The sequence below is a fragment of the Plantibacter sp. LMC-P-059a genome, from assembly GCF_030209505.1.
Taxonomy (GTDB): Bacteria; Actinomycetota; Actinomycetes; order Actinomycetales; family Microbacteriaceae; genus Plantibacter.
Genome location: NZ_JARVRZ010000002.1, coordinates 421616 through 437308 on the forward strand (window position 1 = coordinate 421616; position 15693 = coordinate 437308).

A 15693-nucleotide genomic window follows, 5' to 3' on the forward strand; every position below is an offset into this window, starting at 1 on the left:
GGATGGGTGACCCGGCGAGCGTACGGACACCGATCGGGCATCCCCCGAATGTCGGTTACTCATCGTGCGCTGCGCCACGTTCCGAGAACGTCAACGTTTTCCTTGACGCCCGGCCAACGCGTCGCCGAGTGGACTGGTCGTCACCAGTCAGCACGCAACGAAGGAGCGCTTATGTCCCTGAACACCACCACCACCAGCCCCGTCCGTCGGCCGTTCACCAAGCTCGCCGCACTGATCGCCATCCCGTTCCTCGTCGGATCGCTCGCCGCCTGCGGGTCAGGCTCATCCGGATCCGAGTCCACGTCCACGACCTCCCCGACCGTCCAGAGCTTCGAGGACTGGCAGCTCGCCTTCGCCTCCTGCATGCGCGACGAGGGGGTGGACCTGCCCGACCCCGGCAAGGACGGCTCAGGTGCCGCCATCAGCCTCGGCGACGCCGACCCGGAAGCCTTCACGGCCGCGTCCAAGACGTGTACCGACAAGCTCGGGGCCCCGCCCGCGCCGTCGAGCGGCGACGTACCCGTCTCGGACCGGTTCGACGATCAGCTCACGATGGCCGAGTGCTTCCGAGAGCACGGCATCGACGTCCCCGACCCGGTCAAGGGTGAGGCGATGAACATCCCGAGTGACATCCCCGAAGACGTGCTCGACGCCTGCGGCCTCGACCTGAGCAACGGCAGCTCACTCGGTTCGACCGACCGATGAGCATCCGTCCTCGGATCATCGCAGCCCTCTGCGTCGGTGCCGTCCTCATCGCGGGCGGCACCGTCGCGAGCATCGCGGCCCTGTCCTCGGCCGAAGCCACCGGTCAGGAGGAGCCGTCGAACACCGTCCGCACCGGCACCGCGCCGATCACGGCAGGCGACCTCGCCGGCACGACCCAGGCGACCGGCACCCTCGACTACGCCGATCAGCGGACCATCGGCGGCGGAGCCGGCATCGTCACCGCGGTCCCGACCCCCGGCAGCACGGTGTCGCTCGGCGGCACCCTCTACGCCGTCGACAACGTCCCGGTCACGCTGCTCCACGGACCACTCCCCGCCTGGCGTGCGTTCGAATCGGGCATGAGCGACGGACCGGACGTCCGGCAACTCGAGATGAGCCTCGCGGCGCTCGGGTACTTCGAACGCGAACCGGACGACGAGTTCGCCGCGTCCACCGCGCGTGCCATCGAGCGTTGGCAGAAGGCCCTCGGCGTACAGGAGACGGGACGACTGGAGCTCGGCTCGGTCGTGTTCCTGCCGGGCGATGTGCGCATCGCCTCGGTGGACACCGCGGTCGGCACCGCCGCCTCGGACAAGGCCGTCACCGTGTCGTCGCTGATCAAGCGCATCGACGTTCCGCTGAAGCTCGCGGATCAGCGTCTCGGCGTCGTCGGGACGAAGGTCGACGTGAACCTCCCGGGCGGCCAGCACACGACGGGTACGGTGAGCGAGGTCGGCGTCCCGACCGAATCGGACGCAGACGGGCAGAAGAAGGTCACGATCCCCGTCGGCATCACCTTGGACGACCCGGCGGCGGCCGCGGACCTCCAGCGGGCGACCGTCACGGTCGGCTTCCCCACGGAACGACGCGAGAACGTCCTCTCGGTGCCGGTCGAAGCGCTCATCGCCATCGACGACACGACCTTCGGCGTCGAGGTCGTCGACGGGAAGGGGAAGCACCGGCAGATCCCCGTCACGACGGGACTGTTCGCCGACGGGCGGGTCGAGGTCTCGGGAGACGGTGTCCGCGAGGGCCTCGACGTCGTGGTGCCGGTGTCATGAGCGACCTCATGACGGCATCGTCCGCCACACCGGCGCGGACGGCCAGACCACCGATCATCCACCTCGAGGGAGTCACCCGCGAGTACGGAGAGCCACCCACCCTCGCGCTCGCCGGCGTCGACCTGGCGGTCGAGGAGGGCGAGTTCGTCGCGATCGTCGGGCCGAGCGGCTCCGGGAAGTCGACGATGCTCAACCTCATCGGGACGCTCGACCGTCCCACGAGCGGGACCGCCCGGATCGCAGGCTCGGACGTCGGGCGCCTCTCGGACGCGAAGCTCTCGGCCCTCCGCGCCTACCGCATCGGGTTCGTGTTCCAGCAGTTCCATCTCGCCGACGGCTCGACCACGGTCGACAACGTCGCCGACGGCCTCATCTACGCCGGCGTCCCCCGGGCCGAACGCCGACGACGAGCGGTCGTCGCCCTCGAACGCGTCGGCCTCGGACACCGTCTCGGCCACCGCCCCACGCAACTCTCCGGCGGTGAACGGCAGCGGGTCGCGATCGCACGCGCCGTGGTCGGCGACCCGCCGCTGCTCCTCGCCGACGAGCCCACCGGCAATCTGGACTCCGTGTCCGGGGCGAGCATCGTCGACCTCCTGCACGAACTGCACGAAGCGGGGACCACCGTCGTCGTCATCACGCACGACGCCGAACTCGCAGCCCGACTCCCCCGGCAGGTGGCGATCCGTGACGGTCACATCGTGAGTGATTCGGGGCGCGCCGCATGAGCGGGCCCCGCTGGAACCCCGAGCACAATCCCGACCACGACCGGCGGTCACGGCTCCTCGGTCGCGACATCCTCCGGCTCGGGACGACGGGCCTCCGGGCACGGCCGACGCGTGCGGTCCTGTCCGCGCTGGGGATCGCGATCGGTATCGCGGCGATGATCGCGGTCGTCGGGATCTCCTCGTCGAGTCAGGCGAAACTGCAGGCGCAGCTCGCGGCCCTCGGGACGAACCTCCTGACCGTCGAACCGGGCAAGAACCTGTTCGGCGAGGCGGCGACCCTGCCCGCGAACACCGTCGGCAAGGTGGGACTGATCGACGGCGTCGAACAGGCCGGCTCGGCAGCAGCGCTCGACGGTGTGCTCGTCTACCGCAGCAGCCTCATCGACCGGGCGTCGAGCGGCGGACTCTGGACGGCCGCGGTGTCGGAGGGTCTCCTCGACGTCGTCGGCGGGAGGCTCGCCACCGGCGACTGGCTGAACCGGGCGACGGGCAGCTATCCCGCCGTCGTCCTGGGGTCCAAGGCCGCCGAACGTCTCGGCATCACGACGGTCGGTTCGATGGTCCAGCTCGGCGACCAGTACGTCACGGTGGTGGGCATCCTGGATCCACTCGACCTCGCGCCGGAACTCGACACCACGGCGATGATCGGAGAGACCGTCGCCGCCGAACGCTTCGGGTACGACGGCGAACCGACCACGGTGTACGAACGGTCCACCGACGAGCGCGTCGAGGCCGTCCGCGAGCTCCTCCCCCGCACGGTGAACCCCGCCGCGCCCGAGGAGGTCGAGGTCTCCAGGCCGTCGGACGCCCTCGCCGCCAAGCAGGCCGCTGACCAGGCGTTCACCGGGCTGCTGCTCGGGCTCGGCTCGGTCGCCTTGCTGGTCGGGGGCATCGGGGTCGCGAACACGATGGTGATCTCGGTGCTCGAACGACGCCGCGAGATCGGCCTGCGTCGGGCGCTCGGTGCCACGCGCGGCCACATCCGGTCGCAGTTCCTGACCGAGGCCCTCCTGCTCTCCGCCCTCGGCGGGGTCGCGGGCGCCGGCCTCGGAACGGCGGTGACGAGTGTCGTGGCGGCGATGAACGACTGGCCCACGGCCGTACCGCCGGAGGTGCTGCTCGCGGGCGTCGGCGCCACCCTGGTGATCGGGGCGATCGCCGGCCTCTACCCGGCGATCCGCGCGGCCAGGACGCCACCGACCTCGGCTCTCAGCGGCTGAGCCGACTGAGCGCCCCGGAACCCGACGCATCCGTCTCGGGCCCGCTCCCGGCGACACCGGAGCGGGCCCGGACGCGCGGGCCCGCGCTCAGTCGTCGACGGCCTCCGTGAGGGCACGGACGATGGCCGGGAGCGTGCGCATGGCGAGTTCGCGCGGCGAGCCCTCGTCGCCGTCCGGATCCATGAGGACCGCCGTCTGGATCGCCGATTCGTAGAGGGCGACGACGATGTTCGCGATGTCGGGCGTCGGGATCGTGAACCTGACGTGCGCCAGCCCGGCCGCCTGGTCGAGCCACGCGGCGAGCTGCCGGCCCGCGCTCTCCTGGTGCTGGAGGTACCGGGCCGCGACGTCGGCGTCGCGCATCGCCAGCATCCGGAACTCCGACTGCACGAGGCACCAGCGGCGGTCGTCCGGCTGGAGTTCGAGGAATGCGCGGATCAGGGCTTCGAGTGATCCCTCGGTGTATCGGCCGGCGGCGTCGAGGAGCGACGGGCTGACGGTCTGCAGTCCGGCCTCCAGGCGGTCGAGCCGGAGCTGGTTCTCGCGCGACTCGAGCGCGAAGAAGAGCTCCTCCTTCGAGTCGAAGTTCGAGTAGAAGGCGCCCCGGGTGAAGCCGGCGCGCTCACTGATCTGCTCGACCGAAGCGGCGTGCACCCCGAGTTCGGCGAACACCTCGTAAGCGGCGTCGACGAGCCGCTCGCGGGTCCGTTGCCGGCGAGCCGATTCGACCGGCGCCTCGTCGTTCGGGGACTCGACTCCTTCGCGCACGTGCATCCTGACACCTTACTGACAGCGGTTCCGACCCCTTGCCGATACACGAGTGTATCGAATACAGTCATGTATCGGATACACCGCTGTATCGAATCTGTCCGAACCCGTCGGCCGGTCCGACTGCTCGCAGCGCACCGGCCTCGCTAGGAGCGACGCGTGTCCTCACTGCTGTACACCCTCGGCCGCTGGGCCTTCCGCGCCCGGAAGCTCGTGCTGATCCTCTGGATCGCCGTGCTCGCGCTCGCCGGCGCCGGCGCACTGCTCCTCAACCAGGGCACCGACAACGCCTTCTCCATCCCCGGCACGCAGTCGCAGGAGGCGCTCGACTCGCTCGAGCACACCTTCCCGCAGGTCAGCGGCGCGTCCGCCCAGATCGTCGTCGTCGCACCCGCAGGTGACACCGTCGAGGACACCGCTGTCCGGTCCGCCATCGACGACGCCGTCACCTCGCTCGGCCGTATCGACCAGGTCGAGCAGGCGGTGTCGCCGTTCGACGAGAACATCACCGGCGCCGTCTCCGACGACCAGCGGGCCGCCCTCATCTCGATCCAGTTCGACAGCGCCCAGTCGGACATCACCGCGAAGACCGTCGCCGGCCTCGAGCGAGCGGAGGCGGACCTCGCCGACAGCCTGCCGACCGGTGCGCAGTCGTCGCTCGGCGGGCAGTTGTTCAGCAACAGCCTGCCCACGCTGAGCATCATCGAGCTCATCGGTGTCGTCGTCGCCCTCGTCGTACTCGTCCTCACCTTCGGCTCCTTCCTCGCCGCCGGCATGCCCCTCATCACCGCGCTGCTCGGGGTCGGCATCTCGATGGCGCTCATCTTCGTGGCGACGGTCTTCGGACCGATCTCCTCCACCACGCCGATGCTCGCACTCATGCTCGGCCTCGCCGTCGGGATCGACTACGCCCTCTTCATCATCTCGAGGCACCAGGACGGTCTGCGCACCGGTCTCGGTCCGGAGGAGGCGACCGCCCGCGCCACCGCCACGGCCGGTTCAGCCGTGATCTTCGCCGGCCTCACTGTCATCATCGCGCTGCTCGGCCTGGCCGTCGCGAACATCCCCTTCCTCACCACGATGGGCGTGGCAGCGGCGGTCGGCGTCGCGATCGCGGTCGTCATCTCGCTCACCCTCATCCCCGCGATGCTGGGCTTCGCCGGCGAACAGCTCCGGCCGAAGGTGAAGCGGGCCAAGCGGCAGGCGAAGACCGGAGCCCCGGTCCCTGAGCTTGTCGAAGGGCACGACCCGGCCGCCGAGCCGGCCGAAGCGCGTCCCAACCGCTTCTTCCTCGGCTGGGTCCGCGGTGTCACCCGCCTGCCCATCGTCACGATCGTCGCCGTCGTGGCCGTGCTCGGCGCCCTCGCCATCCCCGCCCTGTCGCTCCGGCTCGCGCTCCCCGACGCGGGCTCCCTCCCCGAGGGCGACAGCGCCCGCATCACCTACGACCTCGTCTCCGAGCACTTCGGCGAAGGCTTCAACGGCCCCCTCGTCGTCACGGGGAGCATCGTCGGCAGCACGGACCCGCTCGGGCTCATGGCCGACCTCAAGCAGGAGATCGAAGGACTCGACGGCGTCGCAGCCGTCCCGCTCGCCACCCCGAACGCGACGGCCGACACGGGCATCATCCAGGTGATCCCGAGCGGCAGCCCCGATTCGCAGGCGACCAAGGACCTCGTCGCCGAGATCCGCGGGCTGCACCAGTACTTCCTCGACGAGTACGACGTCGATCTCAAGGTCACGGGGTTCACGGCGATCGGCATCGACATCTCCGACCGCCTCGGCGGCGCGCTCCTGCCCTTCGGCCTCATCGTGGTCGGCCTCTCCCTCGTGCTGCTCACGATGGTGTTCCGATCCATCTGGGTGCCGATCAAGGCGACGCTCGGCTACCTCCTGTCCGTCGCGGCCTCCTTCGGGGTCGTCGCGCTCGTGTTCGAGCACGGCGTGTTCGCGGAGGCCCTGCACGTCGCACGCACAGGGCCGGTCATCAGCTTCATGCCGATCATCCTCATGGGCGTGCTGTTCGGACTCGCGATGGACTACGAGGTCTTCCTCGTCTCCCGCATGCGCGAGGACTTCGTCCACTCGAAGCTCGCCCGCCGATCCGTGGAGACCGGCTTCCTCGGCTCCGCCAAGGTCGTCACCGCGGCCGCGGTCATCATGTTCGCCGTGTTCGCCGCCTTCGTGCCGGAGGGCGACACGAACATCAAACCCATCGCGCTCGGGCTCGCCGTCGGCGTGTTCGTCGACGCGTTCATCGTCCGGATGACCCTCGTCCCCGCGGTGCTCGCCCTCCTCGGCGACCGCGCCTGGTATCTGCCGCGATGGCTCGACCGGGTCCTCCCCTCCTTCGACGTCGAGGGCGAGGGGCTGCAGCGGGAACTCGAGCTGCGGACCTGGCGTGGCGAGGCAGACGTGGCGATCGCCGCCGACGGGCTCACGCTCGAGGGCCCCGACGGCGCCCTGTACCGCGAGGTCCAGACGACGGTGTCCGTCGGTGACGTGCTCGCCGTCCAGGGATCCCGACCGGTCTCCGTCACCGCGCTCCTCCTGACGCTCGCAGGCCGTCTCGAACCCGACCGCGGACGCCTCAAGGTCGCCGGACTGGTCCTGCCCGTCCGGGCCGGCGCCGTCCGGTCCCGCGTGGCGTATGTGCGTCTCGACCACGGCGAACCGGTGGCCACCCTCACCTCGGCGCTCGCAGAGCGTCCGGCGGTCGTCGTCCTCGACGGGGTCGACACCGTACCGGACGCGGACACCAGGCGCGCCCTGTACGAGCGGCTCCTCGTCGCGAAGCAGGCAGCAGCACGGGCTGCCCGGCCACTCACGGTCGTCATCGGCACCGACGACGTCGCGTCGCTGTCGGACGTGCTGCCCAGCGGCGCGACCCAGGTGCTCGACCTCGATCACGCCGCCCCCTCCCCCACCACCAGCGCTGAATCGAAGGTCGACGCATGAGCACCATCCTGAACCGTCTCGACCTCGATCACGCCGCCCCCTCCCCCACCACCAGCGCTGAATCGAAGGTCGACGCATGAGCACCATCCTGAACCGTCTCGAACGGGCCCGCACCGGCAAGGGCGTCACGGTCGTCTCCATCATCGGCCTCATCCTCGTGCCCCTCGTGATCGCCGGCGGCCTCGTGTGGGCCCTGTGGAACCCGGCGGAGCGCCTCGGCCAGGTCACGGCGGCGATCGTCAACGAGGACGAGCCGGTCACCGTCGACGGACAGACGGTGCCGCTCGGTCGACAGCTGTCGGCCGGGCTCGTCGACGGCGACCAGGAGACCAACTACACCTGGGTCATCACCGACGCCTCGGACGCGAAGGCCGGGCTCGCCGACGGGTCGTACACCGCCGTCGTCACGATCCCGGAGAACTTCTCCAAGGCCGCGACCTCCTTCTCGGGCGACGCGGCCGACGCCGAACGGGCGCGCCTCGACGTCACGACGAGCGACCGCAGCAAACTCGTCGACGACGCCATCTCGCAGACCATCACGCAGACCGCGGCCTCCCTCCTCGGGCGCCAGCTCACGACCACCTACCTCGAGAACGTCTACGTGGGGTTCAACACCCTCCACGACCAGCTCGGGACGGCCGCCGACGGCGCTGAGCAGCTCTCCGTCGGCGGGCTGTCCCTGGCGCAGGGCGCGCAACAACTCGCGAACGGCACCACGCAGCTCGCCACCGGCGCGACACAACTGTCGACGGGCGCGACGCAGCTGAGCGACGGCGTGGGGGCGCTGGCCGCCGGCGCGACGCAGTTGTCCTCCGGCGCGACCCAGCTGAGCGGCGGCGCGAGCCAGCTCGCCAGCGGCGCCGCGACGCTGAACGCCGGGGCGCAGGGCGACGGCAGCACCGAGAACCCGGGGCTGATCGCTGGAGCGGCGGAGCTCGCGAGTGGTGCCGGCAAGGTGTCGTCCGGGCTGGCGGGGCTGTCGGCCGGCGCCCAGGCCACCGAGCAGCTCACGGCCTCCGTCGCCGCACAGCTGGCCACGCTCACCGCCGACTGCGCCGCATCCGGAGCGTCCGCGATCTACTGCGCTGACGTCGCGAGGGCGAGTGGACTCGCCACCACGGTCACGACCGGCGGACCCGTCGGCGGGCCCACGGACTACCCGGGGACCGCGTCGCTGGCCGACCGCACCGCCCAGGCAGCCGGCGGCGCCGCCGGTCTGGCGGCCGGGGCGACGACCTTGTCCTCGAAGATGCCCGCCCTCGTCGCCGGCATCGCCCAGCTCAACACGGCCGCGGCACAGATCGCCGCCGGTGCGGCCGGGCTCGCCGACGGTGCGTCCCAGGCCGCCACCGGGACGGCACAGTTGCAGACCGGTGCGTCCGCGCTCGCCGACGGCGCCGGTCAGACGGCCACGGGCACCGCCCAGCTCGCCGACGCGTCCAACCAGCTCGCGTCGGGCGCCGGGACCCTGTCCGGCGGGATCACCTCCCTCTCCTCCGGCTTGCGGAGTGCCGTCGACAGCCTGCCGACGTACACGAGCGACGATCGGAAGAACCTCGCCGACGTCGTCGCCGACCCGGTGTCCGCTGGGGACTCGGCGACCGTGTCGTTCGGGACGAACAGCGCCCCCTTCTACGCCGTCCTCGCCCTCTGGCTCGGGGCCCTCGCGGGCTTCCTCGTGCTCCGGCCGGTGCCGACGCGGGCGTTCGGTTCCACCCGTTCCTCGCTGCGACTCGCGCTCGGCGCCTTTGTGCCCGCAGGCGCGATCGGGATGCTGCAGGGTCTCCTCGTCGCCGTGATCACCGCGCCGCTGCTCGACCTCGACCCGGCGGGGTGGGCCGCGTTCGCCGGGATCGCCGTGCTGGCCGGGCTCGCGTTCGCCGCGGCGAACCAGGCGCTCAACGCCCTGTTCGGTGGCGCGGGTCGGTTCATCTCGATGATCGTCGCCATCGTCGGTCTGGCGACCGGGATCATCGCGACCGTCCCCCAGGTGCTCGACCAGCTCCTCGCCTTCCTGCCGATCGCCCCAGCGCTCGGCGGTCTGCAGGCGATCGCTATCGGCGACACGGGAGCGGCGGCCGGCGTGGTGGGCCTCGTCCTCTGGCTCCTCGGGTCACTCGCCGCGACGACCTTCGCGGTCGCTCGGGCGAGGACCACCTCGGTCAAGGCGCTCGTCCCGGCCACCGCCTGATGCCGGGGTGAACCCCCTCGCCGATAGGCTGGGGCGATGAGCAGTGGCGAAGACCGGGAACTGGCCGAGTGGGGCGAGCAGCGCAAGCGTCGTCAGCGGCTGATCGCCTGGGTGCTCGTCGTCGCCCTCGTCCTCGGTGGAGGCGGCGCGACCGTCCTCGGCTTCATCTTCAACTAGTCGAGGGCGTCGGTCCTCCCGGTTGCCAGCGCGATGCGCTGACGCGAGCGCGCCCCACACGCGCGAGCGCGGGTCTCCGGAGGGTCGCGCTCACGCGCGGGACCCGCGCCCAAGCCGGAACCGAACACCTCGGGTCAGCGCACCGCGCTGGCCCCGAAACCCGCCGTCTCAGGCCATCGCACCGCGCCGACCGAGGCTACGGCCTCGCGTCGTGCAGGTCGCGCTGCTTCACGATGCGGTCGGGGTTCGCCGGTCGCATACCGACGATGATCTTGCCGCGCGCGTGCAGCCGCTCGAGGTCCTCGAAGGCGTCGATGATGAGGTCGAACGGGTAGAACGCCGAGACGACGACCTTCAAGGCGTGGTCGGCCGCGTACTCCGCGAGTCGCTCGAGTTGCTTCGTGGCGTGCGCGGCGAACTCCTCGTCGGGCTCGAGAGCGGCGAGCTCGATCGCCTTCCGGTCCTCGCTCGACCGGTACTTCTCCGACGGGACACCGAGCTCGGCGGCGAGCTGCTGCCCGTCCTGGCCGAAGTTGTCGATGAACGCCGTCACGCCGTTGGGAGCGAGGGTCCGGATCCGATCGGCCATCCCGTCGCCGTAGACGACCGGCTTGACGCCCTGTTCGCGGAGGAAGTCGTGGTTCCGTTCACCGCAGGTGCCGATCACCCGCACCCCCGCGAAGGTCGACAACTGCGCCTCGATGTTCCCGATGCCGCCGGCCGCCGCAGAGATCACGAGCGTGTCACCGCGCTTCAGGTGCAGCCCGTCGAGCGTCTCGAGCGCGGTGAGCCCGGCGAGGTAGAGACCGCCCGCCTCCTCCCAGCTCACGCGCTTCGGCTTGCGGACGAGCGACGACGCCGGGACGACGACCTGCGTGGCGTGCGCCCCGCGGACGGCGTGGCCGATCACCTCGTCGCCACGCTTCCACCCGGTGACGCCCGTGCCGACCTCACGGATCAGCCCGGCGAAGTCGCTCCCCTGCCCGGTCGGCAACTCGATCGGGACCGTGTCCGCGAGGTTCCCCTCGCGGACGAAGGCCTCGATGTGGTTGATCCCGCTCGCGAGGACGTCGACGACGACCTCACCCCATCGCGGATGCGGCATCTCCGACTCGACGAACTCGAGCACGTCTGGGCCGCCGTAGCGGGCGTAGCGGAGGGACTTCGTCGTCTGCTTCGAACCGAACATGGTTCATCATCCACCTGGAGGTCGCTAGACAGTCGAACTACCAGCTCGCATCCAGGTTCGATTCGCTCAGGCGTCAGCCCTTCACCGCCCCCGAGGTCAGGCCCTGCACGATGTACCGGCTGGCGAAGGCGAACAGGACCATCGTCGGGATGATCGTGAGCACGGCCGCCGCCGACATCGAGCCCCAGTCGATGTTGTAGCTCGTGATGAAGCCGTTGAGTGCCGTCGGGATCGTCTTGTTCGCGTCGCTGTTGATGAGCGTCACCGACAGGAACAGCTCGTTCCAACAGTTCACGAAGTTGAAGATGAACGCAGCCACGATGCCGGGCTTCAGCACCGGGACGAGCACCCGGAACAGGGCCCCGAACCGCGAGCAGCCGTCGATCATGGCCGCCTCCTCGAGCGCATCCGGGATGTTCTCGAAGAACCCACGCAGCATCACGGTGCAGAACGGGATGCACACCGCGATGTAGATGAGGATGAGCCCGAACCGGTTGTCGACGAGCTTCAACTGCGTCATCAGCAGGTACAGGGGCCCCAGCGCGATGAACGACGGGATCATCTGGGTGGCGAGGAACGCGAGGAGGATCGCTCCCTTGCTCCGGAACTCGAACCGGGCCAGCACGTAGGCCGACAGCATCGAGATGAAGGTCGCCACGACGGCCGCGACCGTCGCGACGATGAGGCTGTTCAGCACGTAGGTGCCGAACTGCGCCTTGCTGAACAGACCCAGGTAGTTCTCGATCGAGAACACCTCCGGCCAGTACGTCAGCGGGTAGGAGAAGATCGCCCCCGGCTTCTTGAACGAGGTCACGACGATCCAGTACAGCGGGAACACCGTGATCACGAGCCAGAGCCCGAGGAAGAGGAACTTGACGACCTTCGCGGTCCGGGTCTCCTGGTCGATCATGCCTTCACCTTCTTTTCGCGCATGGACAGCAGGTAGAACGCCGTGAAGACGAGCAGGATCGCGACGACGATGAGTCCGATCGCGGACGCCCGGCCGTAGTCACCGCGCTGGGTGGTCGCGATCATCCAGGTCGTGAGGATGTGCGTCTGGTTCGCCGGACCACCACCCGTCATGCCGTAGATGATGTCGGGGAAGTTGAAGATCCAGATGACCCGGAGCAGCACCGTGAGGGCGAGCGTCGTGCGGATGTACGGGATGGTGATCTGGAAGAGCATGCGCGCCTTGCCCGCGCCGTCGAGCGCCGCGGCTTCGAAGAGGTCCTCCGGCACCGACTGCAGGGCGGCGAGGATCATGATCGCGAAGAAGGTGACGCCGTACCAGACGTTCGCCACGATGACGGCGAACATCGCGGTGTTCGGGTCGGCCAGCCACGGGATCGGGGTGTCGATGAGCCCGACCTTCTGGAGGAGGTCGTTGATCACGCCGAACTCGCTGTTGAACATCCAGCGGAACAGGATGCCGATGAGGAAGCCTGAGATCGCCCACGGGAAGAAGATCATCGCCTGGTACAGGCCGCGGAACCGGAACTTCCGGCGCAACCAGAGGGCGATGCCGAAGCCGATGACGAACTGCGGGACGATCGAGGCGACCACCCAGAGGACGGTGTTCGCCACGACCTTGCCGAACGCGGGGTCGGCGAAGACGGCGAGGAAGTTCGCGAAACCGACCCATGAGGTGTCGGTGAGGTTGGCGAGGTTCCAGTTGCGGAACGCCATCTGGGAGCCGGCGATCATCGGGTAGTAGATGAAGATCGCGACGAAGATGAACGCCGGAGCGAGGAACGCGAGGAGGCCGAAGCCGCGGCGCACCGTGAAGGTGCGCCGCCGACGCCCGCCGGCGGTCCGGGACGGACCGGCCGGGGGTGTCGGGGTCGCAGGCTGCTGCCTGCGACCCGCTTCGTCAGTGGTGGTCGTCATGGACGGTTACTCGCTCTTCCACTTCTCGGTCCAGTACTCGTCCCAGCCCGCGAGGAGCTTCTCCGGCGTCAGCTGGCCGATGAGGACCTGCTGGATCTCGGAGTCGGACTTTTGGATCCACTCGGTCCACCAGGAGGAGCCGCGCGGCTGCGTGACGCTCAGGTAGGTGTCCGGGTTCTCGTTCATCGTGACGTAGCTGGCCCACGGACCGGTCTTGTAGAAGTCGCTCTCGGCGGCGCTCTTCACGATCGGGACGAGGCTGTTCTCCTGGGCGAACGTCGTCGCCTGCTTGTCCTCGGACAGGAACTCGATGAGCTTCGCCGCCTCCGCCTTGTGCTCGCTCGACGCCGCCGTGCCCCAGCCAGCGGTCGCCATGGGCTGCGCGGCCTTGCCGGTCGGTCCGGTCAGGAGCGGTGCCGTGCTCCACTGCTCGGCCGTGATCGCCTCGGACTGTTCGACGGTCGCGATGACCTCGGGGTCCTGCAGCAGGAACGCGGTCGAGCCGTTGGAGAAGCCCTCGACCATCTCGGGGTAGCCCCACGCGACGGACGACGGCGGCGAAGCCTCCTTGAAGAGGTCGAAGTAGGTGTTGACCGCGTCGAGCGCCTCCGGTGCGGAGAAGATCGTGTCGCCGTTCGTCAGCTTGAACGCGTTCTCGGTGTCGAGGTCGTCGGCGACGTAGGCCTCGATCGCGGCGACGACGTTGCTGTTGGCGTTGGTACCGCCGCGGAAGGCGTAGCCGAACTGGTTCTTCGACGGGTCCTGGATGGCCGAGGCCTGCTCGAGGAGGTCCTCCCAGCTCGCGGGCGGGCCGTCGAATCCGGCCTCCTTCACGAGGTCGGTGCGGTAGAAGAGGCTGAGGCCGTAGAAGCCGTACGGCACGTACCAGACCTTGCCGTCCTCACCCTTCGCGTACTTCGTCGCGTTGTCGGTGAGGTCGTCCCAGCCCTTCCAGTCCTTCAGCTCGCTGTCCATGTCGGCGAGCCAGCCGTTGGTGGAGAACGGACCGACGGTGATGTCGCGGACCTCGAGCACGTCCACCCCGGAGCCGGACTGCAGCATCTGGGTGATCTTCTGGTCGGCCTGGTCGGTCGGCGGCGAGATGAGCTCGACCTTGATCTTCGGGTTCTCGGCCTCGAAGTCCGCGATGAGCGTCTTCAGAACCTCGGTCCGGGCGGGGTTGGTCAGACTCTCGACCATCTGCAGGGTGACGGTGCCGTCGCTCGCTCCGCCGGCGCAGGCCGACAGGGCGAGGCCGGCGACGACGGACAGGCCGATGGCGGCCGATGCACGTGACTTCCTCATGCTCGCTTCTCCTTTGAGTGGTGCTGGTGGGGGTGCTGTGTGGGGGTGCTGGTGTGACGATGTGGGGGTGCTGGTGTGGCGGGGCCGCTCTCGACGCTCAGCTCGTGGCCGCGCGCTCCTGCTCGGCCCATCGCGCGAGCACCGGGACGGCGTGCTCGGCGAAGTCCTCGAAGTCCTCGGGGGTGTTGTAGACGTGGGTCGAGAGGCGGACGTAGCCGATCCCGTCGAGGCTCGTGAACGCCCCTTCGACACCGAGTTCGGCCGAGACGCGGTCGCGGAGGCCGTCGGCGGTGGCGTGCGTCGTCGCGAGACCGGTCGGCAGCTTCACCAGTCGGAGGGCGTTGACGGGCATCCCGACGTCGACCCGGCTGTCCTCGCCGGTGATGGCGGAGACCGCGTCGGACACGACCTCGACGGCGTAGTCCGCGAGCTCCGTCATGTAGGTGCGCGCCTCGTCCCAGCCCCAGCTGTCCTCGATGAACCCGAGCGAGGTGCCGGCCGCGAGGTAGCTCGTGACGTCGACGGTGCCCTGGGTGTCGAAGCGCTCAGGGAACGGGTACGGCGAGCCCCAGGAGTCGATGAGCGGGTACAGCTCCTGCGCGAGCGGGCTGCGGGCGACGAGGACGGCGGCCCCTCGCGGCGCGCACCCGAACTTGTGGAGGTTGCCGACCCAGAAGTCGCAGTGGAGGTCGCGCATCGGATCGGCGTACAGGCCGGGGACGTGGGCGGCGTCGACGAGGGTGGGGATCCCGGCGGCACGGGCGGTGTCCGCGATCTGCTGGACCGGCAGGAGGCGGGCCGTCGGCGAGGTGATCTGGTCCATCACGACGAGGGCCGTGCGGTCGCTGAACTCGGCGACCACGGCGTCGTGGGCGGCCTGGGCGTCGGCGTCGAGCGGGATCCGCGCGGTCCGGACGGTGCCGCCCCACCGACGTGCGAGTCGCTCGGCACCCATCGTGACGGCGCCGTAGCCGTGGTCGGTGACGACGATCTCCAGGCCGCGCTGCACCGGGAGGCTGGAGAAGACGACGCTGGCGCCGGCGCTGGCGTTCGGGACCATCGCGAGCTGGTCGACCGATGCGCCGAGGAACTCGGCGATGCCGACGCGCGCTGCGGCGACCTTGGCGGGGAGTGCGGGGAACCAGGTGAGCGGCGCGGCCTCCATCTCGCGGCGGAGCGCCTGCTGGTGGTCCTGGGCGACGATCGGGACAGCACCGAAGGAACCGTGGTTGATGTGGCGCTTGGTCGGGTCCAGCGTCCACGCGGCCGTGGCCGGTCGGCCGTCGCCGAGCATGAGCGGCGCTGGCCGTGCGATGGTGCGAGTGTCCACAGTGACGTTCCTCCGAGTCGATTATGCAGTGGATTGTCCGATAACCATAGGGGCCACGTTTGATGACTTTGGTTTCTATCGTGTTACAACTCGTTGAAACCGCGCTCGGGAGGCCGATTCATCGGATGACTTGCGAGGGACACCTCCAGTCATCGGATGTCTCGGTGACTCAGG

Annotated in this window: 13 protein-coding genes; 7 read left to right on the top strand and 6 right to left on the bottom strand. The window is 69.6% G+C overall.

Annotated elements, in window-relative coordinates:
- Positions 1-171 precede the first annotated feature (171 nt).
- Genes QRN27_RS05415 through QRN27_RS05430 form a run of 4 tightly spaced genes read left to right on the top strand, consistent with a single transcriptional unit; the run spans position 172 to position 3714 of the window.
- A complete protein-coding gene (locus QRN27_RS05415; protein WP_285041025.1) occupies positions 172-705 on the top strand; it encodes a hypothetical protein in 534 nt (177 codons plus the stop codon).
- Complete coding sequence (locus tag QRN27_RS05420) at positions 702-1766, top strand: peptidoglycan-binding protein (RefSeq protein WP_285041026.1); 1065 nt, start codon at positions 702-704, stop codon at positions 1764-1766. Before QRN27_RS05415 ends, QRN27_RS05420 begins: the two co-directional genes overlap by 4 nt.
- Before the next feature lie 8 nt (positions 1767-1774).
- Positions 1775-2494, top strand: a complete 720-nt coding sequence (locus QRN27_RS05425; RefSeq protein ID WP_285041027.1) for an ABC transporter ATP-binding protein — start codon at positions 1775-1777, stop codon at positions 2492-2494.
- Positions 2491-3714 carry an ABC transporter permease gene (locus QRN27_RS05430; RefSeq protein ID WP_285041028.1) on the top strand — a complete coding sequence of 408 codons (1224 nt, stop codon included), beginning with the start codon at positions 2491-2493 and terminating at the stop codon, positions 3712-3714. The genes QRN27_RS05425 and QRN27_RS05430 overlap by 4 nt, the downstream gene beginning before the upstream one ends.
- Positions 3715-3801: 87 nt before the next feature.
- Here the strand turns inward: QRN27_RS05430 and QRN27_RS05435 are convergent, their stop codons facing one another.
- Positions 3802-4482 carry a TetR/AcrR family transcriptional regulator gene (locus QRN27_RS05435; RefSeq protein WP_194669077.1) on the bottom strand — a complete coding sequence of 227 codons (681 nt, stop codon included), beginning with the start codon at positions 4480-4482 and terminating at the stop codon, positions 3802-3804.
- A gap of 159 nt (positions 4483-4641) precedes the next feature.
- Here QRN27_RS05435 and QRN27_RS05440 point away from each other — a divergent pair, with 159 nt between their 5' ends.
- The 3 genes from QRN27_RS05440 to QRN27_RS05450 all read left to right on the top strand — a co-directional run bounded on the left by QRN27_RS05440 (position 4642) and on the right by QRN27_RS05450 (position 9808).
- Complete coding sequence (locus QRN27_RS05440; protein WP_285041029.1) at positions 4642-7440, top strand: MMPL family transporter; 2799 nt, start codon at positions 4642-4644, stop codon at positions 7438-7440.
- Between the two features lie 76 nt (positions 7441-7516).
- A complete protein-coding gene (locus QRN27_RS05445) occupies positions 7517-9631 on the top strand; it encodes a YhgE/Pip domain-containing protein (protein ID WP_285041030.1) in 2115 nt (704 codons plus the stop codon).
- Between the two features lie 36 nt (positions 9632-9667).
- Positions 9668-9808: a hypothetical protein gene (locus QRN27_RS05450; protein ID WP_285041031.1), complete on the top strand. Its 141-nt coding sequence runs from the start codon at positions 9668-9670 to the stop codon at positions 9806-9808.
- A 196-nt stretch (positions 9809-10004) separates the two neighbouring features.
- On the opposite strand, the gene QRN27_RS05455 is transcribed toward QRN27_RS05450, so the two are convergent.
- From QRN27_RS05455 to QRN27_RS05475, 5 genes are all read right to left on the bottom strand, one after another.
- Entirely contained in the window at positions 10005-10997 is a 993-nt protein-coding gene (locus QRN27_RS05455) for an NADP-dependent oxidoreductase (protein ID WP_285041032.1), read from the bottom strand.
- A gap of 73 nt (positions 10998-11070) precedes the next feature.
- Positions 11071-11907: a carbohydrate ABC transporter permease gene (locus QRN27_RS05460; RefSeq protein ID WP_056008838.1), complete on the bottom strand. Its 837-nt coding sequence runs from the start codon at positions 11905-11907 to the stop codon at positions 11071-11073.
- Positions 11904-12884: a carbohydrate ABC transporter permease gene (locus QRN27_RS05465; protein ID WP_138946329.1), complete on the bottom strand. Its 981-nt coding sequence runs from the start codon at positions 12882-12884 to the stop codon at positions 11904-11906. Before QRN27_RS05465 ends, QRN27_RS05460 begins: the two co-directional genes overlap by 4 nt.
- Before the next feature lie 6 nt (positions 12885-12890).
- A complete protein-coding gene (locus tag QRN27_RS05470; protein ID WP_056008845.1) occupies positions 12891-14189 on the bottom strand; it encodes an ABC transporter substrate-binding protein in 1299 nt (432 codons plus the stop codon).
- A 97-nt stretch (positions 14190-14286) separates the two neighbouring features.
- Positions 14287-15519 carry an aminotransferase class V-fold PLP-dependent enzyme gene (locus QRN27_RS05475; RefSeq protein WP_285041033.1) on the bottom strand — a complete coding sequence of 411 codons (1233 nt, stop codon included), beginning with the start codon at positions 15517-15519 and terminating at the stop codon, positions 14287-14289.
- Positions 15520-15693: the final 174 nt, after the last annotated feature.